Source organism: Paracoccus sp. 228 (assembly GCF_000967825.1).
Lineage (GTDB): Bacteria > Pseudomonadota > Alphaproteobacteria > Rhodobacterales > Rhodobacteraceae > Paracoccus > Paracoccus marcusii.
The window spans coordinates 1080709-1107369 of record NZ_JYGY01000001.1; the positions used below are offsets into that span (position 1 = coordinate 1080709).

Annotated in this window: 26 protein-coding genes and 1 tRNA gene; 3 read left to right on the forward strand and 24 right to left on the reverse strand. The window is 68.3% G+C overall.

Translation table 11 applies throughout. The features are described 5' to 3' along the window. Positions 1–37 precede the first annotated feature (37 nt). The 7 genes from SY26_RS05290 to SY26_RS05320 all read right to left on the reverse strand — a co-directional run bounded on the left by SY26_RS05290 (position 38) and on the right by SY26_RS05320 (position 7808). Complete coding sequence (locus tag SY26_RS05290; RefSeq protein ID WP_045999518.1) at positions 38–385, reverse strand: hypothetical protein; 348 nt, start codon at positions 383–385, stop codon at positions 38–40. Continuing rightward, entirely contained in the window at positions 382–684 is a 303-nt protein-coding gene (locus SY26_RS05295) for a DUF2484 family protein (RefSeq protein WP_064503538.1), read from the reverse strand. The genes SY26_RS05290 and SY26_RS05295 overlap by 4 nt, the downstream gene beginning before the upstream one ends. Further along, complete coding sequence (murC, locus tag SY26_RS05300) at positions 681–2102, reverse strand: UDP-N-acetylmuramate--L-alanine ligase (RefSeq protein WP_045999519.1); 1422 nt, start codon at positions 2100–2102, stop codon at positions 681–683. The genes SY26_RS05295 and murC overlap by 4 nt, the downstream gene beginning before the upstream one ends. Next, entirely contained in the window at positions 2099–3184 is a 1086-nt protein-coding gene (locus tag SY26_RS05305) for a glycosyltransferase (protein WP_045999520.1), read from the reverse strand. The genes murC and SY26_RS05305 overlap by 4 nt, the downstream gene beginning before the upstream one ends. Further along, positions 3184–4347, reverse strand: coding sequence for a putative lipid II flippase FtsW (gene ftsW / locus SY26_RS05310; protein ID WP_045981139.1), 1164 nt, complete (start codon positions 4345–4347; stop codon positions 3184–3186). Before ftsW ends, SY26_RS05305 begins: the two co-directional genes overlap by 1 nt. A gap of 206 nt (positions 4348–4553) precedes the next feature. Beyond that, positions 4554–5297, reverse strand: coding sequence for a cytochrome c biogenesis CcdA family protein (locus SY26_RS05315; protein ID WP_045999521.1), 744 nt, complete (start codon positions 5295–5297; stop codon positions 4554–4556). A gap of 114 nt (positions 5298–5411) precedes the next feature. Further along, complete coding sequence (locus tag SY26_RS05320; protein WP_045999522.1) at positions 5412–7808, reverse strand: ribonuclease E/G; 2397 nt, start codon at positions 7806–7808, stop codon at positions 5412–5414. 532 nt (positions 7809–8340) lie between these two features. Here SY26_RS05320 and SY26_RS05325 point away from each other — a divergent pair. Then, complete coding sequence (locus tag SY26_RS05325; protein WP_045999523.1) at positions 8341–9225, forward strand: alpha/beta fold hydrolase; 885 nt, start codon at positions 8341–8343, stop codon at positions 9223–9225. On the opposite strand, the gene SY26_RS05330 is transcribed toward SY26_RS05325, so the two are convergent. Genes SY26_RS05330 through SY26_RS05340 form a run of 3 tightly spaced genes read right to left on the reverse strand, consistent with a single transcriptional unit; the run spans position 9222 to position 11776 of the window. Next, entirely contained in the window at positions 9222–9827 is a 606-nt protein-coding gene (locus SY26_RS05330; protein WP_045999524.1) for an inner membrane-spanning protein YciB, read from the reverse strand. The genes SY26_RS05325 and SY26_RS05330 overlap by 4 nt on opposite strands. Before the next feature lie 26 nt (positions 9828–9853). Next, positions 9854–10753 (reverse strand): DMT family transporter, encoded by a 900-nt coding sequence (locus tag SY26_RS05335; RefSeq protein WP_045999525.1) that lies wholly within the window; start codon positions 10751–10753, stop codon positions 9854–9856. Between the two features lie 45 nt (positions 10754–10798). Then, positions 10799–11776: a thioredoxin family protein gene (locus tag SY26_RS05340; RefSeq protein WP_157020402.1), complete on the reverse strand. Its 978-nt coding sequence runs from the start codon at positions 11774–11776 to the stop codon at positions 10799–10801. A gap of 234 nt (positions 11777–12010) precedes the next feature. Here SY26_RS05340 and acnA point away from each other — a divergent pair, with 234 nt between their 5' ends. Next, positions 12011–14791, forward strand: coding sequence for an aconitate hydratase AcnA (acnA, locus tag SY26_RS05345; protein WP_045999526.1), 2781 nt, complete (start codon positions 12011–12013; stop codon positions 14789–14791). 155 nt (positions 14792–14946) lie between these two features. Here the strand turns inward: acnA and ggt are convergent, their stop codons facing one another. The 11 genes from ggt to SY26_RS05400 form a co-directional block, all read right to left on the reverse strand. Then, positions 14947–16752, reverse strand: a complete 1806-nt coding sequence (gene ggt / locus SY26_RS05350; RefSeq protein ID WP_045999527.1) for a gamma-glutamyltransferase — start codon at positions 16750–16752, stop codon at positions 14947–14949. A gap of 69 nt (positions 16753–16821) precedes the next feature. Beyond that, positions 16822–17364: a DsbE family thiol:disulfide interchange protein gene (locus SY26_RS05355; protein WP_232303264.1), complete on the reverse strand. Its 543-nt coding sequence runs from the start codon at positions 17362–17364 to the stop codon at positions 16822–16824. Continuing rightward, positions 17357–17500, reverse strand: a complete 144-nt coding sequence (gene ccmD, locus SY26_RS05360) for a heme exporter protein CcmD (RefSeq protein ID WP_045981131.1) — start codon at positions 17498–17500, stop codon at positions 17357–17359. Before ccmD ends, SY26_RS05355 begins: the two co-directional genes overlap by 8 nt. After that, a complete protein-coding gene (locus SY26_RS05365) occupies positions 17497–18222 on the reverse strand; it encodes a heme ABC transporter permease (RefSeq protein ID WP_045981130.1) in 726 nt (241 codons plus the stop codon). Before SY26_RS05365 ends, ccmD begins: the two co-directional genes overlap by 4 nt. Before the next feature lie 43 nt (positions 18223–18265). After that, positions 18266–18922: a heme exporter protein CcmB gene (gene ccmB / locus SY26_RS05370; RefSeq protein ID WP_045999528.1), complete on the reverse strand. Its 657-nt coding sequence runs from the start codon at positions 18920–18922 to the stop codon at positions 18266–18268. Then, a complete protein-coding gene (gene ccmA / locus SY26_RS05375) occupies positions 18919–19551 on the reverse strand; it encodes a heme ABC exporter ATP-binding protein CcmA (RefSeq protein ID WP_045999529.1) in 633 nt (210 codons plus the stop codon). Before ccmA ends, ccmB begins: the two co-directional genes overlap by 4 nt. Further along, positions 19548–19904 carry an Mth938-like domain-containing protein gene (locus SY26_RS05380; protein WP_045999530.1) on the reverse strand — a complete coding sequence of 119 codons (357 nt, stop codon included), beginning with the start codon at positions 19902–19904 and terminating at the stop codon, positions 19548–19550. The genes ccmA and SY26_RS05380 overlap by 4 nt, the downstream gene beginning before the upstream one ends. Further along, a complete protein-coding gene (secF, locus tag SY26_RS05385; protein WP_045999531.1) occupies positions 19904–20890 on the reverse strand; it encodes a protein translocase subunit SecF in 987 nt (328 codons plus the stop codon). The genes SY26_RS05380 and secF overlap by 1 nt, the downstream gene beginning before the upstream one ends. 13 nt (positions 20891–20903) lie before the next feature. Continuing rightward, positions 20904–22568, reverse strand: coding sequence for a protein translocase subunit SecD (secD, locus tag SY26_RS05390; protein WP_045981125.1), 1665 nt, complete (start codon positions 22566–22568; stop codon positions 20904–20906). 16 nt (positions 22569–22584) lie between these two features. After that, positions 22585–22917, reverse strand: coding sequence for a preprotein translocase subunit YajC (yajC, locus tag SY26_RS05395; protein WP_045981124.1), 333 nt, complete (start codon positions 22915–22917; stop codon positions 22585–22587). 130 nt (positions 22918–23047) lie between these two features. After that, a complete protein-coding gene (locus SY26_RS05400) occupies positions 23048–24214 on the reverse strand; it encodes a M20 aminoacylase family protein (protein WP_045999532.1) in 1167 nt (388 codons plus the stop codon). A 64-nt stretch (positions 24215–24278) separates the two neighbouring features. Between SY26_RS05400 and mazG the strand changes: the two genes are divergently transcribed. Next, positions 24279–25085, forward strand: coding sequence for a nucleoside triphosphate pyrophosphohydrolase (mazG, locus tag SY26_RS05405; RefSeq protein ID WP_045999533.1), 807 nt, complete (start codon positions 24279–24281; stop codon positions 25083–25085). Here the strand turns inward: mazG and dusA are convergent. The 3 genes from dusA to SY26_RS05420 all read right to left on the reverse strand — a co-directional run bounded on the left by dusA (position 25082) and on the right by SY26_RS05420 (position 26595). After that, positions 25082–26068: a tRNA dihydrouridine(20/20a) synthase DusA gene (gene dusA, locus SY26_RS05410; protein WP_045999534.1), complete on the reverse strand. Its 987-nt coding sequence runs from the start codon at positions 26066–26068 to the stop codon at positions 25082–25084. The genes mazG and dusA overlap by 4 nt on opposite strands. A gap of 74 nt (positions 26069–26142) precedes the next feature. Then, positions 26143–26217, reverse strand: a tRNA-Val gene (locus tag SY26_RS05415). 78 nt (positions 26218–26295) lie between these two features. Beyond that, the gene (locus tag SY26_RS05420) at positions 26296–26595 is read right to left on the reverse strand and encodes a hypothetical protein (protein ID WP_045999535.1); all 300 of its coding nucleotides are present in this window, start codon (positions 26593–26595) and stop codon (positions 26296–26298) included. Positions 26596–26661: the final 66 nt, after the last annotated feature.

Below are 26661 nucleotides of genomic sequence, written 5' to 3' on the forward strand. Positions count from 1 at the left end.
GTGGTAGCCAGCGGCGCCCCGTCCGTCAACCGCGGGACTAGAGGACCAGCGTCGCCGCGGCGGCCAGACCCGCGACCAGCATCGACGCCAGCGTCAGGACGATCTGGGGGCTGCGCCACGCCAGGCGGTGGCCGCGGATCCGCGCCAGTGCCAGCCCGGTCACCATGCCCAGCAGTGCGGGCAGGACGGTAAAGCTTTGCGCGACGACGGCCGCCAGGTCGTGAAAGCCCCCCTGCCCCTGCGCCGCCCGAAACAGCTGCAGCGCGATGGCCGCCAATAGCACCGCCAGGATCAACAGCGGCCAGCGCAGCTGCAGCCGCGCGCTGCCCCAGGCGATGACGCCCGCGCCCGACAGGCACAGGCCCGCGATGATCCAGGGGTTCATCGCTGTCCTTCGGCGGTGTTCATCGGGGCGGGCGTGGGCAGCCGCGCCGCGCGGCGCCGCGCGGTCGGACGGCCCAGCAGCATCAGCAGACCCAGTCCAAAGCCCAGAACGCCCAGGCCCGGTCCCCATTCCAGCGTCAGCCAGCCCAGAACCGGGACGCCTGCCAGCACCAGGACCCAACTGGCGCGTCGCTGCCAGCGGCGGTTCAGGCGCGGGGTCAGGCAGGCCAGCGTCAGCCAGACCGCCGCCCCCGCCAGCGCCAGCAGCGGCAGGATCGCAAGATCGGGCGTGGCCGTCACGCGGCCTGGCCCTGCAACCGCGCGGGCAGCCCGTTGGCCCAGGTCGAGATCGTGCCCGCCCCCAGGCAGACAACCATGTCACCGGGCCGCGCCTGTTCGCGGACCAGTCGCTCCAGGTCGTCCTCGGACAGGATGGCGCGGGCGTGGCGGTGGCCGTGGGCGATCAGCCCCGCCACCAGGTCGTCGCGCGAAGCGCCGGGAATGGGCTCTTCTCCGGCGGAATAGACGTCGGCGATGGCGACCACGTCGGCCTCGTTGAAGCAGGTGCAGAAATCCTCGAACAGGTTCGACAAGCGCGAATAGCGGTGCGGCTGGTGAACCGCGATCACGCGGCCAGTGCTGGCCTGGCGCGCGGCCTTAAGGACGGCGGCGATCTCCACCGGGTGGTGGCCGTAATCGTCGATGATGGTCACGCCGTTGATCTCTCCGACGCGGGTAAAGCGGCGGCCGACGCCGCCGAACTTCGCCAGCGCGGTGCGGATCTCGGATTTCTTGATGCCCAGGTGGCGTGCGACGGCCACGGCCGCCAGGCAGTTCGAGACGTTGTGGTCGCCCGGCATGGGCAGGGTGCAGCCCTCGATCATCGGGATCGGACCGTCGGTCGCCTCGCCCTGCAGGGCAATGTCGAAATGCGCGATGCCCTTGTCATAGGTCAGGTTCATCGCCCGCACGTCGGCCTGCGCGTTGAAGCCGAAGGTCACCACGCGGCGGTCGGTCAACCGACCCACCAGCGCCTGCACCTCGGGATGGTCGGTGCAGCAGACGGCCAGGCCGTAGAACGGCACCGATGACGCGAAGTTGGTGAAGGCCTGGCGCAGCGCATCGAAGCTGCCCCAATGCTCCATGTGTTCGGGGTCGATATTGGTGACGATCGCGATGTCGGCGGGCAGGCGGTTGAAGCTGCCGTCGGATTCGTCGGCCTCGACCACCATCCACTCGCCCGCACCGGCCCGCGCGTTCGAGCCATAGGCGTGGATCACGCCGCCGTTGATGACCGTGGGGTCCAGCCCGCCCGCATCCAGCAGCGTCGCGACCATCGTGGTGGTCGTCGTCTTGCCATGCGTGCCGGCGATGGCGATGTTCGATTTCAGCCGCATCAGTTCGGCCAGCATCTCGGCCCGGCGCACGATGGGCAGGCCGCGCAGGCGGGCCTCCTCCAACTCGGGGTTGCCCTTCTTGATTGCGGTCGAGATGACGATGACGCCTGCGCCCGCCACGTTCTCGGCGCGCTGGCCCTCGAAGACGGTGGCGCCCAGGGTCTCCAGCCGGTCGGTGATCTTGGATTTCTTGGAATCGCTGCCCTGGACACGATAGCCCAGGGTCAGCAGCACCTCGGCGATGCCCGACATGCCGATGCCGCCGATGCCCACGAAATGGATGGGGCCCAGCTCTCCGGGCAGTTTTGTCGCTGCGTTCATCGCGTGATCTCCTCGACGAGGTCGTACAGGCGGCGCGCCGCGTCGGGGCGCGCCAGGGTCAGGGCCGCCTGCGCCATGGCCGTGGCCTGGGCGGGGTCCGTCAGGATCGCGCGGATGTCGCGCGTGAGGCTGTCCGCGTCAAGCACGGATTCGGGATGGACATGCGCCGCGCCCGCATCGGCCAGCGCCTGCGCATTCGCGGTCTGGTGATCGCCGGTGGCGGCGGCAAAGGGGATCAGGATCGCCGGGCGGCCGATCACGGTGATGTCGGCCAGCGACGATGCGCCCGACCGGCTGATCACCAGATGCGCGGCCGCGATGCGGTCCGGCACGTCGGTGAAGAAGGGCTGAACCTCGGCTGCGATGCCGGCTGCGGCATAAGCGGCCGTGACCTGATCGGCATCCTCGGGGCGGGCCTGGTGGCTGACCTGCAGACGGGCGCGCAGGTCCGCAGGCAGGCCGGCGATGGCGGCGGGCACGACCTGCGACAGGACGCGCGCCCCTTGGCTGCCGCCGATGACGAGCAGGTTCAGCGCCCCCTCGCCCGGCGCGACATAGGGGCTGGCGGCCCGGTCCAGGACCGCGCCGCGGACCGGGTTGCCGACGTGCTGACCCGAAATGCCCTGCGGCAGGATCGTGGGCCAGGTGCCGCAGGCCACGCGGTGCACGCGCGCCGCGAACATCCGGTTCACCCGACCCATGACGCCGTTCTGTTCGTGGATCATCCGCGGCAGGCCCATCAGATGCGCCGCCGACAGCGCCGGGATGGTCGGATAGCCGCCGAACCCGATCACAACCGCCGGGCGGTCGCGCCGGAAGGCCCGGCGAGCGGCCAGCACCCCGGCGGCGATCTTGAACGGTGCCGCCAGCTTGCCCGACAGGCCGCCGCGCGCGGTGGTCGCGGATTTCACGACCTGGCGCTCGACCGCCTCGGGGAAGCCGCCGGCATAGCGCGCACCGCGGTCATCGGTTGACAGCTTGACGCGCCAGCCCTGCGCCAGCAGCAGCTCGGCCAGGGCCTGGGCCGGAAACATGTGGCCGCCGGTGCCTCCGGCGGCGATCAGGGCAAGAGGGGCGGCCATCAGCGGGACCGGCGCAGGATTTCGGCGAACTCGCCCTGCGGACGGGTGCGGGTCAGCGCCAGCAGCATGCCAAGCGCGATGCCGGACGCGATCATGGACGAGCCGCCATAGCTGACGAAGGGCAACGTCATGCCCTTGGCGGGCAGCAGGCGCACCGCGACGCCCATGTTGATCAGCGCCTGCACGCCGAAGGCGCAGGCCAGGCCCGTGCCGGCAATGCGGGCGAACGGATCGCGTTCCCGTACCAGCCGCAGCAGCGAGCGCATGACGATGGTCATGTAGAGGAGGATGATCGCCAGGACCATGATGAAGCCGTATTCCTCGGCCGCGACGGCGATGATGAAGTCGGTATGCGCATCGGGCAGCGACCATTTCACCGTCCCCTCGCCCACGCCGACGCCGAAGAAGCGGCCCTCCTGGATGGCGTTCGTGGCAAAGTAGATCTGGGTGTTCGCGTCGATTTCCGATGACAGGAAGCTGTTGATCCGGCGGGCAAAGTGTTCGGACGCGTTATAGGCGAACAGACCGCCCATCCCGGCCAGTCCCGCGACGCAGACGATCAGGATGACCGGCGATCCGGCGACGAAATACATCACCAGCCACGAGAACAGCACCAGCGATGCCTGGCCGAAGTCGGGCTGCAGGGCCAGCAGGATGACGATCGTCATCGCGGCGCCGAAGGAGTAGATCCGCCCCGGAGGGCCGCCCGGTTCCTGCGCCGAGGCCATGAACCAAGCGCAAAGCGCCACGAAGCCCGGCTTGAGGAATTCCGACGGCTGCACCGACACGAAGCCAAGCGACAGCCACCGCGTCGCACCCTTTCCGAAGTCGGTGCCGATGATCGGCAGGGCCAGGATCAGCATGAAGGACACGGCAAAGCCCAGAACACCGATGCGGCGGATCTGGCGCGGGGTCAGCATCGAGATGACCAGCATCACGAACAGGCCCATTCCCCCAAACACCATCTGCCGCTGGACATAGTAGAACCGCGGCAGGTTGTTCTTTTCTGCTAGGGGCACCGATGCGGCCAGCCCCAGCAGAAGACCGATGGCGAACAGGCCAAGGACGCAGGTCAACGACCATTTGTCCAGGGTTCGCCACCAGCGTGGAAGAATCGGGTCGCCCGCCCGAACGGGCGTCGTGCCGAAGACCATCTCGGTCATGGGAATACCGCCGTCACTGCCTCTGTCCTGTCCGGTTTGCCCGGATCTGGGCACAAGGATAGCGCGATTGTCGCAGGCGCGCTACCAGAGATTGTCCGCGGGGCGGGGCGCGCGCCGCAACGTGATCGCGCAACGGGGCCGGAGCCCGCAAGCGGCCTCCGGCGCGCTGCCGCCCGGCCCAGTGCCGGCTGCGCCGGCCGTGCGGTTCAGCCCAGGGTGGCCAGGGCGGGGAACGTCTCCAGCAGCCAGAAGCTGAAGGCAGAGAAGGCGCCGGTCAGCAGCATGACACCCACGACGACCAGAAGCGCGCCCATGACGCGTTCGATGGTCTTGAGGTACGGCTTGATGCGGTTCATCAAGCCGATGGCCCGGTTGATGAAGATCGCCGCCAGCAGGAACGGGATCCCCAGCCCAAGGGCATAGACCGCCAGCAGTGCGGTTCCGCGGGACAGTTCGCCCCCGGTGGCCGCCAGCGACAGGATCATGCCCAGTTGCGGGCCGATGCAGGGCGTCCAGCCAAAGGCGAAGGCCAGCCCCAGCACATAGGCGCCCAACGCGCCGCCGCCCTGCTGGCCCGATTGCAGCCGGGCCTCGTGGTCCAGAAGGGGGATGCGGATGACGTGCAGGAAATGCAGGCCCATCACCACCACCATGACACCGGCGACGCGGGCCAGGATGTCCTGATACTGCAGAAAGGCGCGTCCGAAGGCCGACGCGGCGAAGCCCATCACCAGAAAGACCGTCGACAGGCCCAGCACGAAGAACAGCGCGGGCACGACGGCGCTGCGTTCGCGGGTCTTCAGCCCGTTCACCCCCACCCCGGTCATGTAGGCCAGATAGGGCGGCACGATCGGCAGCACGCAGGGCGACAGGAAGGACAGGACACCCGCCAGCAACGCCACGAAGGCGGCAGGCAGGAAGGCGGCGGTGGCGAGTTCGATTCCCAACATCGCGACACCTTAGCGGGTGGGGATGCAAAGGACAGGGGCCATGGCGTCACGGATGCGTGGGCCGGATGGCAAAAGGGGCGCGGTGTTGCCACCGCGCCCCTGGTTCAGCGAACCTTACCGGCCCGACCACCATCCGCGCCGCTTGGAGGGCGCGGCCTCGGCGACGGGTTCGGGCTGAGCCTCGGCCTGCGGTTCGGGCTCCGCGGGTGCCGCATCGACCGGGGCCGCGGCGGTCTCGACCAGCGCCTCGGCCACCGCTTCGGCGGCGACGGGGGCGGCGTTCAGGCCGGGCAGCGCATCGGCGCGGGCATCCTGGCTGTCCTGCAGATCAACGACCTCGGCCAGGGGCTGCGCATTGACCGGCTTTCTGGACCGCGACCGGCCGCGCGAACGCGTCCGGGTGCGACCGGCAGGTGCCTCCTCCTCGGCCTGGGGCGCATCGGCCTCGGGCTGATCATGGGCAGCTGCGGCAACCGGTTCGGCGGCGGCGGGGGCTGCTACGTCCTCGTCGGACTGGTCCTCGCCCTCGTCGTCCTGATCGTCATCGGCGCGCTGATCCTCGCCCTCGGGACGCTCGCCGGATTTCCGACGACGACGACGACGGCGGCGACGCGACCGACCCTCGCCATCCGCGTCCGCATCGGCGGGACGCTCGGCGCGCGGCTCGGCGGCGGGTTCGGACGCCTCGACGACCTCGGCCACCGGCTCCTCCTGCGGCTCGACGACGTCCAGGTCCTCCTCCTCGTCGATGCTGGCCATCAGGTCGGCATTGACGCCCAGGGGAACGTGGCTGGGCTCGGGCAGCACGCGGGTCGCGGTCTTGAACTTCTCGATCGCGAAGTCCGGGGACACCAGTGCTGGGTCCGCCTCGACGCGCACGGACAGGCCGTAACGCGCCTCGATGCCCGCGACATGCTCGCGCTTGGCGTTCATCAGGAAGTTGGCGACGGCGACGGGCGCCTTGACCAGAACCTCGCGCGAACGTTTGCGGGTGCCCTCGTCCTCGATCGCGCGCAGGATGGTCAGCGCCAGGCTGTCATCGCTGCGGATCAGGCCGGTGCCGTGGCAATGCGCACAGGGCTGCGTGGTCGATTCCAGCATGCCGGGGCGCAGGCGCTGGCGCGACATCTCCATCAGGCCGAACCCCGAGATGCGGCCGATCTGGATGCGGGCGCGGTCGGATTTCAGCTTGTCCTTGATGCGCTTTTCCACGGCGGCGTTGTTGCGACGCTCGTCCATGTCGATGAAGTCGATGACGATCAGCCCGGCCAGGTCGCGCAGGCGCAGCTGGCGGGCGACCTCGTCTGCGGCCTCAAGGTTGGTCTTGAGCGCGGTCTCCTCGATCGAGCCCTCCTTGGTGGCCCGTCCCGAGTTCACGTCGATGGCGACCAGCGCCTCGGTGATGCCGATGACGATGTAGCCGCCCGATTTCAGCTGCACGACCGGGTTGAACATGCCCGCCAAATAGCTTTCGACCTGGAAGCGCGCGAACAGCGGCATCTGGTCCTGGTAATGCTTCACGCTGTCGGCATGCGTCGGCATGATCATCTGCATGAAATCGCGCGCCTGCTGATAGCCGCGCTCGCCCTCGACCAGCACCTCGTCGATGTCCTTGGAATACAGGTCGCGGATGTTGCGCTTGATCAGGTCGCCTTCCTCATAGATGGCGGCCGGTGCGATCGACTTGAAGGTCAGGTCGCGGATCTGCTCCCACAGGCGCAGCAGGTATTCGTAATCGCGGCGGATCTCCATCCGGGTGCGCTCGCTGCCCGCGGTGCGGATGATCAGGCCGGCGCCCTTGGGCACATCAAGTTCGCCCGCGATGTCCTTGAGTTTCTTGCGATCCGCGGCATTGGTGATCTTGCGGCTGATGCCGCCGCCACGCGCGGTGTTGGGCATCAGGACGCAGTAGCGGCCCGGCAGCGACAGATAGGTGGTCAGCGCGGCACCCTTGTTGCCACGCTCCTCCTTGACGACCTGCACCAGCATGATCTGGCGGACCTTGACGACCTCCTGGATCTTGTAGCGGCGCGCACGCGGCTTTCGGGGCGCGCGGACCTCCTCGGTCACGTCCTCGTCGGCGACCGATTCGATCTCGTCGTCCTTGTCGGTCGCGTCCTGGCCCGCGTCGTCGGTCGTCGTCTCGTCCGAGGCATCGACCGCCTCGGCGCGCGGCTTGCGGCGCGAACGGCCACGCTCCTCCTCGGCCTCCTGGGCCTCGGCATCGGCGCGTTCCTCGGCCTTCAGCGCCTCGCGGTCGGCCGCGGGAATCTGGTAATAGTCCGGATGGATTTCCGCGAAGGCCAGGAAGCCGTGGCGGTTCCCGCCGTAATCCACGAAGGCCGCCTGCAGCGAGGGCTCGACCCGCGTGATCTTGGCCAGGTAGATGTTCCCGGCGATCTGGCGCCGGTTGGCCGTCTCGAAATCAAATTCCTCGACTTTGGTTCCATCGACCACGACCACCCGAGTTTCCTCGGCATGGGTGGCGTCGATCAGCATTTTCATTGCCATTGTTATGTCTTTCGCGCAGCCGAAGACCGGGCGGCGCCATCGGCATCCCCCGGTTCGGTCTGCGGTGTGATGAGGACACGGGCGCGTCACCGTCGAAGACGTCCGGTCGGACGGGGCATCCTGCCCGCCCGTCCCGAAGTCTGCCGTCCAAAGCGCGCGTCATCGCGTCTGTTCCCTAGGATGGCCCGATGCCGCAAGGCGGGGCCGCTGTTCATCTGACCTCCTGCGCCGCCCCGCAATGCGGTGGCGCGACGGAGGCTTGGTTTTCCGCGGGACACATGGCTGCCCGGTATCGGGATCAGAGGTGCCGCGCTGCGAAACTTTCGGCGCGTGGCAACCCCCGGTTGCGGGCAGCCCTGCGCATGGGGCCAACATAGCGGTGGAACCCATCAAAATTCAATGCCGAAAACGATCCGGGCCCGGCATGGGCGAATTTGCGGCAGCCGCGCAACGTCACGCAGCATTAACAGATTTTTCACGCGCCCGTCGCAGCCTGTCCCTAGTCCGGGATCGACCGGGAACGGAGGCCGCGATGCCCGTGATGCGGATGGATGCCGACCAGCCTGTGCCCCCTGCCCTGCGGGACGCCGCGCGCCGCCTGCCCGCGGGGGCGCCGGTCCTGGTAATGCTGCACGGCTATCGCTATTCCCCGGCCCATCCGGCGCATGACCCGCACCGACACATCCTGTCGCCCCAAGCCGGTCCCGGCGGCATCTCGTGGCCGCAGCAGCTGGGCTTTCAGGGCGATCCGTCCGAAGGCCTGGCCCTGGCCTGCGGGTGGGAGGCGCGGGGCAGACTGCGCTATGCCTATGACCGCGCCGCCGGGGCCGGGGCGGACCTGGGCGCGATGATCGACGATCTGGCGACGCTTGCGGGGCGGCCCATCGGGCTGATCGGGCATTCGCTTGGCGGCCGCGTGGCGCTGCAGGCGCTGGCCCATGCCGCGCCCGGCAGCATCGGCCGGATCGTTCTGCTGAACGCCGCCGAATTCCAGGACGCCGCCCAATCGGCGCTGGACAGTCCGGCGGGCCGCATGGCCGAGGTGCTGAACGTCACCGCCCGCGAAAACGACCTGTTCGATTTCGCGTTGGAACAACTGCTGTCGCGCGGGCGCAGGCAGGCGCTTGGTGCAGGACTGGCGCAGGCCCGCGCCAACTGGGTCGACCTGCAGATCGACGATGCCGCCACCCTCGAGGCGCTGGAGACCTTGGGCTTTCCCACCGCCCGCGGAGCCCGACTGATGTCGCATTGGACGCCCTATCGGCGCCAGGGACTGTTCGCCTTCTACCGTGCGGCGCTGTGCCACCCCTGGGCCCTGCCCTTGGGGCTGCTGCGCCATCACCTGCCGCTGCGGCCACAGCCGCGCTGGTCGCGGCTGCGGGCAAGGCCGGTGTCCCTGGGCGGAATGCGGGCCTAGGGCTGGGCGTCGTCCTTGGTGGGCAAGGCATGATCGCGATACAGTTTCGCATTGCCCAGCAGGAACGCGAACAGCAGCACCGGCAGGCCGAAGGTCTTGAACCAGACCCAGGTGCTGTCCGACAGGTTGCGCCAGACCAGTTCGTTCGCGATGGCCAGCGCCACGAAGAACAGCGCCATGCGCAGCGTCAGCTTGCGCCAGCCTTCCGCATCCATCGGCAACGCCTCGGACAGGACGGCGCCCAGCCAGTTGCGGCGCAGCATCAGGCCGACGCCCAGGATGGCCGCGAACAGCAGGTAGATGATCGTGGGCTTCAGCTTGAAGAAGCGCGGATCGTTCAGCCAGACCGACAGCCCGCCAAAGACGATGACCAGCACCAGCGTGGCCACCTGCATCGGTGCCAGCTTGCCGGTGATGCGCCACTGGATCGCGGTCGTCAGCATCAGCGCGGGAATGAAGGCCAGCGTAGCCAGGATGAACCCGCCATAGCTTTCCCCCGCGATGGTCACGGTGTCGTTGCGATACAGCATGAACACCGCAAAGAACAGGATCAGGGGGCCGAACTCCAGCGCCGGCTTGACCCAGGGTTTCGTGTTTTCCATCCCGACTGCCTTCCTGTGGCCGCCCGTCAGGCGGCGAATTCCACGATGACCGCGCCAAGCGCGATCAGCGCCATCAGCGCGACGCGCCGCGGCCCCACCTTTTCGCCCAGGATGACCCAGCCCACAAGGGCGGCGAACACGGTCGAGGTCTCTCTCAGCACCGCGGCGCGACCCACGTCGTCGATGCGCGTGGCCAGCATCACCGACCCGAAGCTGGCAAACGCCACCACAGCGCCGATCATGCCGCGCGCAGCCAGGGGCGCGACCTCGACCCGCGGCAGGGCGGCCAGCCGGCGCCAGCTCAGCAGCGGCATGAACAGGCCGTCCAGCACGAAGAACCATGCCAGAAACGTGAACGGGTTCGCCGCCAGCCGGATGCCCCAGGCGTCATAGGTCGTATAGGCCGCGACCGTCACGCCGGTGATCAGCGCCCAGGCAAGCGCCGGGACCAGCGTGTCGCGACCGACCTTCAGCTTGCGCAGGCTGTTCAGCGCCAGCCCGAAGATGCCGCCGACCAGCAGGCCCAGCCCCACCCACTGCACCGCGTTGAAGCGTTCGTCGAAGACGATCATCGCGACCAGGACGACGACCAGCGGCGCGGAACCGCGCACCACGGGATAGACGACCGTGAAGGCCCCCCGCTGATAGGTCTTGGCCTGCGCGATCTTGTAGGCAATGTGAATGCCCATCGCGCCCGCCAGCACCGGCCACAGGTGCGGATCGGGCCACGGCACCAGGAACAGCGCGACCGGCAGGGCCAGCACCAGATAGGACAGGTCGATCGCGGCGCGGCTGATCCAGGGATCGTGCCGCCCCTTCTGCAGCGCGCCGAAGACCGCGTGCAGGAAGGCCGCCGTGATCGCCAGGATGGACGCAAGCCGCGCCCCCTGTTCGGTCCCGGCGATTTGGTTGATGAAATCGCCCATGCCGCCTGATGGCCCCGATTTGCAGGATGTGCAAGACGCGTCGGGTCAGTCCAGCCGGATCGCCGCCACGATCGGTCCCGGCAGGGCACGCTTGCCCATCATCTGCTGGACCAGCAGGGCATGGCGCGTGTCGTCGGGAAAGGATGCATCGCCGACCAGGTCCGCGCGCACCGTCAGGCGCAGGGGCTGCAGCCCGTCCCACCGCGTCAGATGCTGCATCCCCAGGACGACGTTGGTATAGATGACGGTCTTGCCGCGGTTCTCTCCGGCGGTCATGTCGACGGGGCGTTCCGGGGCATAGCGCACCAGCAGCACGTCGACCTTGCCGCCCAGATCGGACAGGGGCTGCAGCTCGATCGTCTCTCCGGCGTCGGTGCGCTCTCGCTGCATGGTGACCTCGGCGGGGGCAAAGCGGTGGGCGTCGATCAGGCCCATCAGCTGCGCGGGCCCCGGTGCGACCGCGGTGTCCTGTCCGTCCACGATCATCTGCGGCGTATAGACGGACCGTTCGCCCACCGCATGGGCATAGGCGCTTTGGCGTTCGGTGAATTCGGGCCGGGCAAAGCTGTCGGCCCAGCCCAGATAGTCCCAGTAGTCGACATGGAAGGACAGCGGCAGCACGTCGTGCTGTCCCGCCAACATGGTCAGCATCGCATCGGCCGGCGGACAGGACGAACAGCCCTGAGAGGTGAACAGCTCGACCACGACCGGCAGGTTGGCCGAGGGCAGGTCCGCCGTCACCGGCGGCGCGGCCTCGGCCGGGACGAAACCGTTCACGCCGCCCGATTCCGTCAGCGACATCGTCGAGGGGCTCTGCCGGCCCGGATCGTCGGGCGCCAGGATCAGCGGCGCCTCGGGGCGGTTCATCTGGCTGGGCGCGGGGCTTGGCGCGCTGCGCTGCGTGATGTCGGCATGGCCGCCATCCTGCGCCAGCACCGGCGCCGCGGCCAGCATCGCCACCAGCATCATGGTCCCGCCCATCCCGCGGCAGAGCCGCAACGCAGATCGGGGCCACAGGGCCATAAGATGTTTCCCGTCATGTTTCACATCCAGCGTGTTAACGGGTGGCGCGGTGAAACACCAAATCAAGGCTTCGTCAGCGCGTGCGACGGACCGATGCGTGCCTCTTGAGCAACAGCGCGAAAGATGGTATGCAATCGCATACAATTCGCGACGCAACCCTTGCGCGATGCCCCCCGATGGGGCAAAGCAAGGCACACGCCGGACCCATCCATTCTTGCAGACAGGGAGGCCTTGATGCCCATCCAGACCGGAACCGACACAGCCAAGACGCGCCGCACGCTGAGCGCGGGCGCGCAGAGCGTCGACTATTACTCGATCGCCGCCGCCACCGAGGCGGGGCTTGGCGACTTTTCGAAACTGCCGGCCGCGCTGAAGGTCGTGCTGGAGAACATGCTGCGCTTCGAGGATGACGGCCGGACCGTGTCCGTCGACGACGTCAAGGCATTCGCGCAATGGGCCACCGACGGCGGCAAGTCCAGCCGCGAGATCGCCTATCGCCCGGCCCGCGTGCTGATGCAGGACTTCACCGGCGTTCCGGCGGTGGTCGACCTGGCCGCGATGCGCGACGGCATCAAGGCGCTTGGAGGCGACCCGCAGCAGATCAACCCGCTGAACCCGGTCGACCTGGTCATCGACCACTCGGTCATGATCGACGAATTCGGCACCCCCCGCGCCTTCCAGCGCAACGTCGAACTGGAATACGAGCGCAACATGGAGCGTTACACGTTCCTGAAATGGGGCCAGAAGGCGTTCAACAACTTCCGCGTGGTCCCGCCCGGCACCGGCATCTGCCACCAGGTGAACCTGGAATACCTGGCCCAGACCGTCTGGACCGACACGGACCAGAACGGCAAGACCGTCGCCTATCCCGACACGCTGGTCGGCACCGACAGCCACACCACCATGGTCAACGGCCTGGCCGTCCTGGGCTGGGGCGTGGGCGGGATCGAGGCCGAGGCCGCGATGCTGGGCCAGCCGATCTCGATGCTGATCCCCGAGGTCGTGGGCTTCAAGGTCACCGGCGCGCTGCGCGAGGGCGTCACCGCCACCGACCTGGTGCTGAAGGTCACCCAGATGCTGCGCGCCCACGGCGTCGTCGGCAAGTTCGTCGAGTTCTACGGCGAGGGGCTGGACCACATGCCGCTGGCCGACCGTGCGACCATCGCCAACATGGCCCCCGAATACGGCGCCACCTGCGGCTTCTTCCCGATCGACGACGAGACGCTGCGCTATCTGCGCCAGACCGGCCGCGAGGAGGACCGCATCGCCCTGGTCGAGGCCTATGCCAAGGAGAACGGCTTCTGGCGCACGGCGGATTATGCGCCCGTCTACTCCTCGACGCTGGAGCTGGACCAGAGCACGGTCGTCCCGGCGATCTCGGGGCCCAAGCGCCCGCAGGACCACGTCCCCCTGACCGAGGCCGCGACCGCCTTCGGCGAATACATCCGCGGCATCCGCCCGGCACCGTCCGTCCCGGCCGAGGAGAAGGCCGAGATGACCGAGGAAGCCGGATCCCCCGATCCCGCGCCCGAGGAAATCCCCGGCGGCAGCCACGGCCACCTGAACAGCGGTGCCGTCGAGGGCGAGGACTATACCCTGCGTGACGGTTCGGTCGTGATCGCCTCGATCACCTCCTGCACCAACACGTCGAACCCCTATGTGCTGATGGCTGCGGGCCTGGTCGCCCGCAAGGCGCGCGCCTTGGGCCTGACCCGCAAGCCTTGGGTCAAGACCTCGCTGGCACCCGGCTCGCAGGTGGTCGAGGAATACCTCAAGGCTGCGAACCTGCAGGAAGACCTGGACGCCCTGGGCTTCAACTTGGTGGGCTTCGGCTGCACCACTTGCATCGGCAACTCGGGCCCGCTGCAGCCCGAGATCTCGAAGGCCGTGAACGACAACGACCTGGTCGCCGTGTCGGTCCTGTCGGGCAACCGCAACTTCGAAGGGCGCATCAGCCCGGACGTCCGCGCGAACTATCTGGCCAGCCCCCCGCTGGTCGTGGCCTATGCCATCGCGGGCGACATGAACATCGACGTGACCAAGGACCCGCTGGCGCACACGCCTGACGGCAAGCCGGTCTACCTGAAGGACATCTGGCCCACCTCCAAGGAGGTCGCGGACCTGGTCGACACCATCGTCACCCGCGAGATGTTCCAGGCGAAATACGCCGACGTCTTCAAGGGCGACGAGCGCTGGCAAGGCGTCGAGATCACCGACAGCGAGACCTATGACTGGCCGGCCTCGTCGACCTACATCCAGAACCCGCCCTATTTCCAGGGCATGTCCAAGGATGCGGGCACGATCAGCGACGTCAAGGGCGCCCGCGTCCTGGCGCTGCTGGGCGACATGATCACGACCGACCACATCAGCCCCGCAGGTTCGTTCAAGCCCACCACCCCGGCAGGCAAGTACCTGACGGAGCGCCAGGTCTCGCCGCGCGATTTCAACAGCTACGGCTCGCGCCGCGGCAACCATGAGATCATGATGCGCGGCACCTTCGCCAACATCCGCATCCGCAACGAGATGCTGGACGGGGTCGAGGGCGGCTACTCCAAGGACGCGTCGGGCAACCAGGCCGCGATCTATGACGCAGCGATGTCCTATGTCGAACAGGACACCCCGCTGGTGATCTTCGGCGGCAAGGAATACGGCGCGGGTTCGTCGCGTGACTGGGCGGCCAAGGGCACCAACCTGCTGGGCGTCAAGGCCGTGGTCGCGGAATCCTTCGAGCGGATCCACCGGTCGAACCTGGTCGGCATGGGCGTCATCCCGTTCGAGTTCACCAATGGCGACACCCGCCATTCGCTGAACCTGACCGGCGACGAGGTCGTGACGATCGAGGGGCTGGCCGGCGACTTCAAGCCGCTGTCGATGGTACCCTGCACCATCAAGTACGCCGACGGCACCGAAAAGACGATCCAGCTGAAGGCCCGCGTCGATACCGAGGTCGAGATCGACTATCTGAAGAACGGTGGCGTGCTGCACTATGTGCTGCGCAACCTCGCCGCCGCCTGATCGGCCCGCGCTGCGAAAAGGAAACCCCCGGCACCGCGCCGGGGGTTTTTTCATGACCAAGGCCAAGATAAGCGCCGACCACGCCGGGGCGGGCATCTTTGTTGCCGAAAACCCCGCGAGGACCGACGCGGGGACAGCCCTCCGCCCGGCGCGGATCAGCCACCGATGGCGACACCCTCGCGGCGCGGGTCGGCGCCGCCCTGCAACCCGTCGGGGGTGATCACGATCCCCTGCAGGCCCGATGTCAGCTCGGTCTCGTTCAGCTCGAACCCCATCGCGGTCAGCCCGTCGGTCAGGGCCGCGGGCAGCCCCGCCTCGACGTCCATCGGGCCGAAACGGTTCACCAGGTTCGGCCCGGCCACGGCGGCCTGGATGTCCAGACCCCAGTCCAGATGCGCCACGATCGCCCGCGCGACATAGCCGATGATGCGGCTGCCGCCCGGCGATCCGATCACCATCACCGGGGCGTCGTCCTTCAGCACGATGGTCGGCGCCATCGACGACCGCGGCCGCTTGCCCGGCGCGATGGCGTTGGCGATGGGCCAGCCGTCGGCGTCATGCGTCTCGAAGCTGAAATCGGTCAGCTCGTTGTTCAGCAGGAACCCCGCTGCCATCACCCGCGACCCGAAACCGTTCTCGATGGTAGTGGTCATCGACAGCGCATTCCCGTCGCCATCCACGATCGAGATATGGGTGGTCGAGGGCAGTTCCAGCGCGCTGTCCTGGCCCCACAGGGCGGCATGGCTCCACCCCGGCTGGCCGGCGGTGACCTCGGGCAGGCTGTCGTCGCCCTGCAGCAGGGCGGCGCGTTCGTCCAGATAGGCCGGATCGATCAACCCTTGCGTCGGCATCGCCACATGATCGGCATCCGCCATGAAGCGGCCCCGATCGGCGAAGGCCAGACGCGAGGCGTCGCCAATCAGGCGCCACGCCTCGGGGCTTTCGGCGCCAAGCGAAGCCAGGTCATAGCCGCCCAGCATCCCCAGGATCTGCCCCACCGTCAGCCCCCCGGAGGACGGCGGCCCCATGCCGCAGACGTCGTGATCGCGATACTCGACACAGACCGCCGGACGCTCCACGACGCGATAGGCCGACAGGTCGGACCGGGTCAGCAGGCCGGGATTGTCCTCGGCCCCGCGGACCGCCGCGACGATCTGGTCCGCGATGGGACCGTCATAGAAGGCATCTGCACCGTCGCGGGCCAGCGCCCGCAGCGTGTCGGCATAGGCGGGGTTGGTCAGGGTCGCCCCCTGCACGACGGGTTGACCGCCCGGAAAGAAATAGTCCGTCGTCGCCGGATAGCGGGCCAGGGCATCGCCTTCGGACGCGACCAGCGAGGCCAGCCGCGGCGACACCGTGAACCCGTTCTGGGCCAGATCGATGCCGTCCTGGAACAGCCCGGCCCAGTTGGCGCGCCCCCATTTGCGATGTGCTGTCTCCAGCAGTCGCGGCGTGCCGGGGGTGCCGACGGACCGACCGCCCACCACCGCCTCCATGAAGTCCAGCGGCTGACCCTGGTCATCCTGGAACAGCGTGGGGGTCACGGCCATCGGCGCGGTCTCTCGGCCGTCCAGCGTGGTCACCTCGCCCGTGGCGGCGTCGTACCAGACAAGAAACGCCCCGCCGCCGAGGCCAGAGCTTTGCGGTTCCACCAGGCCAAGCACGACCTGGACCGCGACCATCGCGTCGGCCGCACTGCCGCCCTGTTCCAACACGCGGGCGCCGGCCTGCACGGCCAGCGGGTGGGCAGCGCTGATCATCCAGTCGGGGGCGGTAACCGGGCGACCCTCGGCCTTGGCGGCAAGCCCGTCGCGGGCGGCCTGCGTCAGATCACCAAAGCCTTCGGTCGCGACCTGCGTCCCCGACGCGGCCTCGGGCGCGATCGCGTCGGTCGCCTGCTGGGCCATGCCCCAGGTGGTGCTGCCCATCAGCAGCGCCAGTGCCAGACCTGTCCGTGTCATCTGTCGTCTCCCCTATTTGTGCGTGCCTTTGGGTCAGCATGTCGCGCAAGGGGACTGGGTGCAAGCGGCCTAGTCCTGGTCGGCCAGTGCGCGTTCCAGTTCCGGCAGGAATCGCGTCTGGTAATCGGCATCGACCAGCGGGCCAGCGAACCGGTACAGAACCGTCCCGTCGCCATCGACGATGAAAGTTTCCGGCGGCGCGGTCACGCCCCAGTCGATGGCTGCCCGTCCGCGCGGATCGGTCGCCAGCGCCGCGAAGGGGTCGCCGTCGGCTGACAGGAACTGCAGCGCGTTGGCCTCGACATCGCGCAGATCGACGCCATAGACGGGCAGCTGTTCGGACAGCGCCATCAGGGTCGGATGTTCGATCCGGCAGGGCGGGCACCAGCTTGCCCAGAAGTTCACCAGCTTGACCCCCGGCTCGCGCAGCATCGCGTCGGTCAGCTGGGTCTTGCCGGGCAGGGTCGTGGCCGGCACGGGCGGCGCCTGGCGCCCGATCATGGCCGACGGCACGCTGCCCGGATCGTCGCGGTTCATGCCCCACAGGAAGGTCGCGGCCAGCGCCGCGAAGGCCAGCGGGGGCAGCAGCATCAGCGGCGCGATCCTAGCCATTGCGCTCGAACTCCTGCAGGGCGCGGCGGGCGCGGGCATTGGCCGCGACGGTGTGCCAGACCAGCCCCGCGATCAGCACGATGCTGACCCCATAGGCGGCCAGCACGGTGCCGGCATACCGTCCAAGATCGATCATGCGCGCATCTCCCTGGCTTGCAGCGCGGCCAGGCGGCGCTTGCGGATTTCGGTTCTGGTGCGGATCAGGATCAGCGCCAGCGTCAGCAGGAAGAACCCCAGCATCGACAGGTACAGCGGGTGGCGATAGACCGCGGACATTCGCTCTCCGGGGGCGACGGACAGGCTGGCGCCCTGGTGCAGGCCCTGGTTCCAGAACAGCACGGCATAGCGCGACAGCAGCGCAAAGACCGACCCCACCAGGCACAGCACGCCCGTCAGGTCGGCGGCGCTGTCGGGATCCTCGACCGATGCCCAGAGCGCGATATAGCCGATGTAGAACAGGAACAGGATCAGGAACGAGGTCAGGCGCGGGTCCCATTCCCACCACGTCCCCCACATCGGCTGGCCCCAGATAGCCCCGGTCGCCAGCGCAATCAGCGTCATCACCGCCCCGATGGGGGCTGCGGCGCGGGCCGCCAAGGCGCTGACATGATGGCGGCGGATGATCCAGATCAGCGACGCGACCAGCATCATCACCCAGATGTTGATGGCCATCATCGCGGCGGGCACGTGCAGGAAGACGATCTTGACCGTCGATCCCTGCCGGAAATCTTCGGGCGTCAGGAACCCCCAGACCACCCCGCCCACGCAGCAGATCGCGGCGCTGCCGACCAGCCAGGGCAAGGCCCCTTCGGTGGTGCGCATGAACTTGGCGGGGTTTGCGTATTCCCAGATCGACATGTGTCCGTGTATTCCCTGTTTTCCCCGCGCCCTCAAGGGCGTCTCACCGCAGATTGACCCGCAGCGCCGCCGCTGCCGCCAGCGGGATCAGCGCCAGCACGGCCAGCGTGATGCCCGCCAGGAACACCAGCGGCGTGCCGATGGCCTGCCCCTCGACCCCGCGGCGGGTGATCTCGGCGCCGAAGATCAGTGTGGGGATATACAGCGGCAGGACCAACAGCGACAAAAGCAGCCCCCCCCGGCGCAGCCCGACGGTAATCGCCGCTCCGAAGGCCCCCAGCATCGACAGCGCCGGCGTGCCCAGGGCCAGCGACAGCACCAGCGCCGGCACGGCCTGCATCGGCAGATGCAGCAGCAGCCCCAAGATCGGGGCGGCCAGCACCAGCGGCAGGCCGGTGGTGATCCAATGGGCCAGGGCCTTGATCGCGACCGCCCCCTCCAGCGGCAGGGGGGCGGTGGCCAGCAGGTCCAGGCTGCCGTCCTCGTGATCCAGCGCAAAGATGCGGTCCAGCGACAGAAGGCATGCCAGCAGCGCCCCGACCCACAGGATGCCCGGCGCTACTGGGGCCAGCGTCGCACGGTCCGGACCGACACCAAAGGGCACCAGCGCCGACAGGATCAGGAAGAACGCGACGCCCAGGCCAAACCCACCGCCCGCCCGCGTGGCCAGACGCAGGTCGCGGATCAAGAGCGCGATCATCCGAACGCCTCGTTGAAGCCGGACGGCCGCGCGATGGGCGCACCGGGTCGGGCGCGGAACGGGGTCAGGTCCAGGACGCGCGCCTGCGGCAGGGTCAGGTCGATATGCGTGGCGATCAGCGCCGCACCGCCCTGCCCCAGATGGTCGGCCACCACCTGCGCGAAGCGCGCGACCGAGGCGGCATCCAGCGACACCGTGGGCTCGTCCAGCACCCACAGCGGACGGCCCGTGACCAGCAGCCGGGCCAGCCCCAGCCTGCGTTTCTGCCCCGCCGACAGCGCCGCGGCGGGACGCGTGGCCAGCGTGGTCAGGTCCATCTCGGCCAAGGCCCGCTCGACGCCCTGACCGCCAAAGACCCGTGCCCAGAATGTCAGGTTCTCGCGCGCCGTCAGCGCCGGTTTCAGCCCGTCGGCATGGGCGGCATAGGCGACGACGTCGTCGGCCATGTCGATCCGCCCCGTGACGGGGGATTGCAGCCCCGCGACCGTGCGCAGCAGCGTGGTCTTGCCCAGCCCGTTCGGGCCGCGCAGGATCAGCGCCTGACCGGGGTCCAGGGCAAAGCTGACGCCCTCGACCGTCCGCAGACCTCCGCGCGCCACGGCAAGGTCATGGACGGCCAGCAGGCTCACACGGGGATCAGGGCGCAGGCGACGCGCCGCCCTTCGGACAGGGTGACGTTGTAGGTGCGTGCCGCAGTGGCCGAGGCCATCGCCTCGACCCGCACGCCAAGCGCGTCCAGCTGCGCCGCCAGGTCGCGCGGGGCATAACCGACCTGCGCCCCAAGGCCCAGGAACAGCACGTCCACGCGCCCGGCCAGCGCCAGCAGCGGGCCGGGATCGTCCAGCCCGCCCCAAGGCGTCACACGGTCAGCCTCGACCACCTGCGCACCCTGATGGACCTTTCCGGCAATGCGGAAGAAGCCGGGTCCATAGCCGTCGACCGCGTTCTGGCCGGTGAAATCCGTGGGCGTCAGGGCGGGCATCAGACCTCCTCGGCGCCCTCGAAGGGGGACACGTTCTTCTTGGGACCATCGCCGTCCTTGGACCAGTCGCGTTTCACGCCCAGCCACAGAACGACGCTTTTGGCGACATAGACCGTGGAATAGGTGCCCACGAACACGCCCCACAGCATCGCAAAGACGAACCCGCGCACCACGTCGCCGCCCAGGACCAGCATCGCGGTCAGCGCGATGGCGGTGGTCACCGCAGTCATGACGGTCCGCGACAGCGTCTCGTTCACGGTCAGGTTCATGACGTCGATCAGCTTCATCGTCTTAAACTTGATCAGGTTCTCCCTCAGCCGGTCGAAGACCACGACGGTGTCGTTGACCGAGAAGCCCAATGTCGTCAGCAGCGCCGCGATGGTCGTCAGGTCGAACTTCATCTGGAACAGCGCGAAGATGCCGACGGTCAGGATGACGTCATGCAGAAGCGACACCACGGCGCCGACCGCGAACTGCCATTCGAACCGCAGCCAGATGTAGAGAAGGATGCCCACGGTCGCCGCCGCCACCGCCATGATGGCGGTGCGGATCAGTTCGGCCGACACCTTGGGTCCGACGGATTCGACCGAGGCGAAGGTCACCTGCGGATCGACCTGCTGCAACGCAGCCTCGACCTCGGCCAGCTGTTCGGGAGAGACCGATCCCGCCTCGTCCGTGGTGCCGATGCGGACCATGGCGACGTGGCGGTCGGCCCCGAAGGACGGGTCGAACACCTCGGTGATGGACACGTCGCTGAAACCCATGCCGTCCAACGCCTGGCGATAGTCGCCGATGTCGAAGGCGGTGGTGCTTTCGGTGCGGATCGTCGTGCCGCCCCGGAAGTCGATGCCGTAGTTAAGCCCCATGAAGATCGTGGCCAGGATCGACACGACCACCGCCACGGCGGACGCCCCGACGGTCAGCCACTGCCAGCGGAAGAAGTCGATCCGGGTAACGTCGGGGACCAGTTTCAGACGGAAGGCCATGATTGCGTCCCCCTTACAGGTTCAGCTGGACGGGCTTGCGCCATTCCAGCCAGGTGAGGATCATCAGGCGCGTCAGGAAGATCGCCGTGAAGACCGAGGTGACCAGACCGATGGTCAGCGTGACGGCGAAGCCCTTGACCGGGCCCGAGCCCAGATAGAACATGACCGCGGCCGCGATGAAGCTGGTGACGTTGGCGTCCATGATCGCGCTCATCGCTTCGCGGAAACCGTCCTCGATGGCGCGGAACGGCCGCTTGGCGCGGCGCAGCTCCTCGCGGATTCGCTCGAAGATGATGACGTTGGCATCGACCGCGGTGCCCACCGTCAGGACGATGCCCGCGATGCCCGGCAGGGTCAGGGTTGCGCCCATCATGCTCATGATCGACAGGATCAGGATGACGTTGACCGCGACCGCGATCGAGGCGAACACGCCGAACAGCCCATAGCTGGCGATCAGGTAGGCCGCGACCAGCCCGGTGGCGACGATGGCCGAGATGCGCCCGGCCTCGATGCTGTCCTGGCCCAGTTCGGGGCCGATGGTGCGTTCCTCAAGGAAGGTCAGCTCGGCCGGCAGGGCGCCGGCGCGCAGCAGGATCGACAACTGGTTCGCTTGGTCGAAGTCCATCGAGCCCGAGATCTGGCCCGATCCGCCGGTGATCGCCGAGCGGATGACCGGGGCCGAGATGACCTCGTTGTCCAGGACGATCGCGAAGGGCTGGCCGATATTGGCCGAGGTATAGGCCCCGAACGCCCGCGCCCCTGTCGGGTTGAAGCGGAAGTTGACCGAAGGCAGGCCGTTCTCGTCGCTGGCGGGCATGGCGTCCACCAGGTCCTCGCCGGTGACGACGGGGCTTTGCTCCAGGATATAGAACAGGTTCGGCTGGTCGATGGACGGCGCGATCGTCTGGCCGACGCCGGGCTGGGCCTGCGGGTCGGCGGTGGTGCCCACGACCGGGTTGAAGGTCAGCTGCGCGGTGGTGCCGATCAGCTCCTTGAGTTCCGCGGCCGATCCGATGCCCGGCACCTGGATCAGGATACGGTCCTCGCCCTGGCGGGTGATGGTGGGTTCACGCGTGCCGACCTCGTCGACGCGGCGGCGCACGATCTCCAGCGATTGCTGGATCGTGCGGTCGTCGGTGACGGCCTTTTCGGCATCCGACAGCTGGATGGTCAGGGTCGCGCCCTGGGTGCTGATGGCCAGCGACTGCTGGCCCGCGCCGGTCAGCGTGGTGACGGGCGTGGAGAATCCGCGCACGATCTCGGTCGCGGCGGCCATCTGGTCGGCATTGCCGATCTCGATGGCCAGGACGCCGTCGGGGGAGGCCACGCGGCGGACCGATCCGACGGTGTCGCGGGCATCCGACAGCGCGCGGCGCAGTTCTGGCCACAGCGCATCCATGCGCGACTTGTAGACCTGGTCGACCTGCACCTCGCCCAGCAGATGGGCGCCACCGCGCAGGTCCAGCCCCAGATTGACCAGATGCGACGGCATCCACGACGGCCACCCATCCCGCGCCGCGGCCAGTTCGGGCGTCTCGACGCCGGTGGCCTCGATCTGGGCCACGGCATCGTTATGCGCCTCGACGCGGGCGTAGAAGGCGTTGGGCAAGGCATATAGCAGGCCCAGAAGGCAGATCCCGAAAATCAGGACGCGCTTCCATCGGTCGATCTGAAGCATCTTGGCTAGGGCCTTTTCAGCTGTTTGCGGCGACAGGTTCGGTCTTGGTGACGACCTGTGCCAGGGTGCTGCGGATCACGCGGACACGCACGCCGGTCGCGATCTCGACCTCCAGCTCGTCCTCGCCAACCGACACGACCTTGCCCAGGATGCCGCCCTGGGTGACGACGCGGTCGCCCTTCTTGACGTTCTCGACCATCGTGCGATGTGCCTTCAGACGCTTCTGCTGGGGGCGGATCATCAGGAAGTACATGATCGCGAAGATCAGGATCAGCGGGATGAACTGCGCGAATGCGGCACCGGCACCGGCGCCGCCGGCGGCTTGGGCATAGGCGGGGGTCACGAACATCAAGGGTCCTTTCGGTCTGGGGGCGCGACCGGGGCCGCGTCAGGATTGGCGCGCAACCTAGCCGCGCTGTCCGCCCTTGGCAAGAAAGCGCCCGCCGCCTTGCGGGCAAGGGCAGCGAACGTCCTTGTGATCAGGGTTGCGCCGGCTGCGCCCGTTCGACCAGCCGCGCGAAGAAGCTGGCCCCGACCGGAGAGATCGCGTCGTTGAAGTCGTAGGCCGGGTGATGGACCCCCGCGCCGTCCCCCTGACCCAGGAACAGATAGCAGCCGGGCCGCGCGTTCAGCATATAGCTGAAATCCTCGGCCCCCATCTCGCGGCCGGCGTCGGGATCGACATTGGCGGGGCCGGCGATCTCCTTTGCGACGCGCACGGCAAAGGCCGTCTGTTCGGCATCGTTGACCGTCGCGGGATAGCCTTCCTGATAGTTCAGGCGGATCTCCACGTCATAGGCCTGGGCCTGCCCGTCGCAGATCTGGGTCATGCGGCGGCGCACCATGTCGCGCACATGGGGCGCAAAAGTCCGCACCGTCCCGCAGATATAGGCCGTGTCCGGCACGATGTTGTCGGCGCTGCCGGTGTGGATCTGGGTGACCGACAGGGCCAGGTCGTCGGCGGTATGGTGGTTGCGGCTGCTGATCGTCTGGATCGCGCTGACCACCGCCACGGCGGCCACGATCGGGTCGGCGGTCAGGTGCGGCATCGCGCCGTGCCCGCCGCGGCCCTGCACGTCGATCTCGAACGTGTCAACGGCGGCCATGATCGGACCGGGGGTGGTCTGGAAGCTGCCGGTCTGCTGGCCGGGATTGTTGTGCATCGCAAAGACGCGTTCGATGGCAAAACGGTCCATCATACCGTCCTGGACCATCGCGTCGCCGCCGCCGCCGTTCTCCTCGGCGGGCTGGAAGATCAGCGCGACGCGGCCGGCAAAGTTGCGCGTCTCGGCCAGGTACTTCGCGGCCCCAAGCAGCATCGTCGTGTGCCCGTCATGCCCGCAGGCATGCATCCGCCCCGCCACGGTCGAGGCCCAGGGAAGGCCCGTCGTCTCGGTCATGGGCAGAGCGTCCATGTCGGCGCGCAGGCCGATGGTCGGGCCCTCTCCCTGCCCGCGGATGATCGCCACGATGCCGGTGCGGCCGATCCCCTCGTGGATCTCGTCCACGCCGAACTCGCGCAGGCGCGCCGCGACGAACGCGGCGGTCTGGCCGCAGTCGAAGCCCAGTTCGGGATGCTGGTGCAGGTGGCGGCGCCATTCGGTCATCTGATCTGCGAAATCGGCGATGCGGTTCAGGACGGGCATGTGGACTTGGGCCTTATGCTGTGGCAGTCGATGGGCCATCTTCCGCCTGACGAAGGGAATTGCAATGACCCTCGACCCCGCCGCGCAGATCACGCGCCTGCTGGACATCATGGCCGCGCTGCGCGACCCCAGGACCGGCTGCCCCTGGGACATCGAACAGGACTTCGCCTCGATCGCGCCCTACACGATCGAGGAGGCCCACGAGGTCGAGGACGCGATCCAGCGCCAGGCCTGGGACGAGCTGCCCGGAGAGCTGGGCGACCTGCTGCTGCAGGTGGTGTTTCACGCCCAGATGGCGCGCGAGGCCGGGATGTTCGATTTCGCCGACTGTGCCGCCGCGATCAGCGACAAGCTGATCTTCCGGCATCCGCATGTCTTCGGCGACGAATCTCGCGACAAGTCCGCCGAACAGCAGGTCAAGGACTGGGAGGCGATCAAGGCCGTCGAACGGGCCGGCAAGGCCGAACGCGGCACGCTGGACGGGGTCGCCCTGGGCCTGCCCGCACTGACGCGGGCGCTTAAGCTGCAGAACCGGGCGGCGCGCGTGGGCTTTGACTGGCCCGGCCCCGCGGATGTCCTGGACAAGATCACCGAGGAGACGGCCGAGCTGGTCGAGGCCCGCGACACCCTGGGCCCCGACGCGATGGAGGAGGAGTTCGGCGACCTGCTGTTCGTGATGGCCAATCTGGGCCGTCACCTGAAGATCGACCCCGAACTGGCCCTGCGCCGCGCCAACGCCAAGTTCACGCGCCGCTTTGCCGCCATCGAGGCCGCGCTGGCCGCCGACGGCCGCCGCCCCGAGGACAGCGACCTGGCCGAGATGGACCGCCTGTGGAACGCGGCCAAGGTCGCGGAGAAGACCGCCGGTTAGGCCAGCGCGGCCTCGGTCACCTGCGCCAAGGCCGCGTCATAGACCTCGATCCCGCCCTTGGACGCCCCTTCGGACAGGGTGCGCTTCCAGGCGCGGGCGCCGGGCTGGCCGTGGAACAGGCCCAGCATATGCCGCGTGAACTGGTGCAACCGCCCGCCTTTGGCGATGTGGTCGACGATCATCGGGCGCATCGCCACGGCGACCTCGGCCGGGGCGGCAAAGGGCGGAACGTCGCCCCACAGCACATCCGCGCCGCCCAGGATGTTCCACGGTTCGTGATAGGCCGCGCGGCCGATCATCGCCCCGTCCATCACCGCCAACTGGTCACGGGCCTGATCCAGCGTCGCAATGCCGCCGTTGATCGACAGATGCAGCGCCGGGAACTGCGCCTTCATCGCGTGGACCAGCGGATAGTCCAGCGGCGGGACCTCGCGGTTTTCCTTGGGGCTCAAGCCCTTGAGCCAGGCCTTGCGCGCGTGGATCGTCACCCGCCGGATGCCCGTGCGCTGCAGCATGTCCAGAAATTCGGGCAGTACCTGTTCGGCCTGCTGGTCGTCCACCCCGATGCGGCACTTGACGGTCACGGGCACGGCGCTGGCGTCCTGCATGGCCGCCACGCAATCGGCGACCACCTGCGGCGTGGTCATCAGGATCGCGCCAAAGGCCCCGGACTGCACGCGGTCGCTTGGACAGCCGCAGTTCAGGTTGATTTCGTCATAACCCCAGGGGGCGGCCAGCCGCGTGGCCTGGGCAAGTTCCGCGGGGTCCGATCCGCCCAGCTGCAGCGCCACCGGGTGTTCGGCGGCGTCATGATCCAGCAGGCGCGGCCGGTCGCCGTGGATGATCGCCGGCGCGGTGACCATCTCGGTGTACAGCAGCGCACGGCGCGACATCAGCCGGTGGAACCGCCGACAGTTGCGGTCGGTCCAGTCCATCATCGGCGCGACCGAAAGGCGCGCGGCATCACTGATCGGGTCGGGCATGGGCGGTCCGGGATTGCGGGTCAAGGCCGCCGATATAGGCGCCCGCGGCGAAAAGCGCAAACCGGCAAGGGAAATGGTGGGTGATAAGGGATTTGAACCCCTGACATCTTCGATGTGAACGAAGCGCTCTACCACTGAGCTAATCACCCGTCGGGCTGGTCATTACCGCCAGCCGCAGCCGGTTGCAAGAGGGCGATGCGCGTTTCGACTAGCTGTTTTCCACGCCATCAGGCCGGTGGGGGGGCACGGCGGCGCAGTCGCAGCGTGATGACATCGCCGCCGCGGGCGTCACGCTCCAGATTGATTCGCGCCCGCCCCAGGGGCGGCACCGCCAGGGTGTGCCCGGCGGACAGGACCATGCCAAGCTGCGCCAGCGTCGCCTCGATGATCGGGCGCGCATCGGTGCGCCGGGCGCCCGTCGCGGCCACAACGCGGTCGATGAAGTCGCGCTTCTGAACGACGATCGCCACATGCGGATCGTGCAGCACGGGCGTCGGGCCGTCGGCCCCGATGATTTCGGCTGGCATTGCTGTTCCCCCCCGTCAGGCAATGATGGGATCAGCCTAGCGCGATTTGACGTTGCGTCAATCTTT

Bases quoted from the DNA above. Each gene is read 5' to 3' on its own strand.
- SY26_RS05290 (WP_045999518.1), bottom strand. From the start codon at position 385: ATGAACCCCTGGATCATCGCGGGCCTGTGCCTGTCGGGCGCGGGCGTC.
- murC (WP_045999519.1), bottom strand. From the start codon at position 2,102: ATGAACGCAGCGACAAAACTGCCCGGAGAGCTGGGCCCCATCCATTTC.
- SY26_RS05305 (WP_045999520.1), bottom strand. From the start codon at position 3,184: ATGGCCGCCCCTCTTGCCCTGATCGCCGCCGGAGGCACCGGCGGCCAC.
- ftsW (WP_045981139.1), bottom strand. From the start codon at position 4,347: ATGACCGAGATGGTCTTCGGCACGACGCCCGTTCGGGCGGGCGACCCG.
- SY26_RS05315 (WP_045999521.1), bottom strand. From the start codon at position 5,297: ATGTTGGGAATCGAACTCGCCACCGCCGCCTTCCTGCCTGCCGCCTTC.
- SY26_RS05320 (WP_045999522.1), bottom strand. From the start codon at position 7,808: ATGGCAATGAAAATGCTGATCGACGCCACCCATGCCGAGGAAACTCGG.
- SY26_RS05325 (WP_045999523.1), top strand. From the start codon at position 8,341: ATGCCCGTGATGCGGATGGATGCCGACCAGCCTGTGCCCCCTGCCCTG.
- SY26_RS05330 (WP_045999524.1), bottom strand. From the start codon at position 9,827: ATGGAAAACACGAAACCCTGGGTCAAGCCGGCGCTGGAGTTCGGCCCC.
- SY26_RS05335 (WP_045999525.1), bottom strand. From the start codon at position 10,753: ATGGGCGATTTCATCAACCAAATCGCCGGGACCGAACAGGGGGCGCGG.
- SY26_RS05340 (WP_157020402.1), bottom strand. From the start codon at position 11,776: ATGGCCCTGTGGCCCCGATCTGCGTTGCGGCTCTGCCGCGGGATGGGC.
- acnA (WP_045999526.1), top strand. From the start codon at position 12,011: ATGCCCATCCAGACCGGAACCGACACAGCCAAGACGCGCCGCACGCTG.
- ggt (WP_045999527.1), bottom strand. From the start codon at position 16,752: ATGACACGGACAGGTCTGGCACTGGCGCTGCTGATGGGCAGCACCACC.
- SY26_RS05355 (WP_232303264.1), bottom strand. From the start codon at position 17,364: ATGGCTAGGATCGCGCCGCTGATGCTGCTGCCCCCGCTGGCCTTCGCG.
- ccmD (WP_045981131.1), bottom strand. From the start codon at position 17,500: ATGATCGATCTTGGACGGTATGCCGGCACCGTGCTGGCCGCCTATGGG.
- SY26_RS05365 (WP_045981130.1), bottom strand. From the start codon at position 18,222: ATGTCGATCTGGGAATACGCAAACCCCGCCAAGTTCATGCGCACCACC.
- ccmB (WP_045999528.1), bottom strand. From the start codon at position 18,922: ATGATCGCGCTCTTGATCCGCGACCTGCGTCTGGCCACGCGGGCGGGC.
- SY26_RS05380 (WP_045999530.1), bottom strand. From the start codon at position 19,904: ATGCCCGCCCTGACGCCCACGGATTTCACCGGCCAGAACGCGGTCGAC.
- secF (WP_045999531.1), bottom strand. From the start codon at position 20,890: ATGGCCTTCCGTCTGAAACTGGTCCCCGACGTTACCCGGATCGACTTC.
- secD (WP_045981125.1), bottom strand. From the start codon at position 22,568: ATGCTTCAGATCGACCGATGGAAGCGCGTCCTGATTTTCGGGATCTGC.
- yajC (WP_045981124.1), bottom strand. From the start codon at position 22,917: ATGTTCGTGACCCCCGCCTATGCCCAAGCCGCCGGCGGCGCCGGTGCC.
- SY26_RS05400 (WP_045999532.1), bottom strand. From the start codon at position 24,214: ATGCCCGTCCTGAACCGCATCGCCGATTTCGCAGATCAGATGACCGAA.
- mazG (WP_045999533.1), top strand. From the start codon at position 24,279: ATGACCCTCGACCCCGCCGCGCAGATCACGCGCCTGCTGGACATCATG.
- dusA (WP_045999534.1), bottom strand. From the start codon at position 26,068: ATGCCCGACCCGATCAGTGATGCCGCGCGCCTTTCGGTCGCGCCGATG.
- SY26_RS05420 (WP_045999535.1), bottom strand. From the start codon at position 26,595: ATGCCAGCCGAAATCATCGGGGCCGACGGCCCGACGCCCGTGCTGCAC.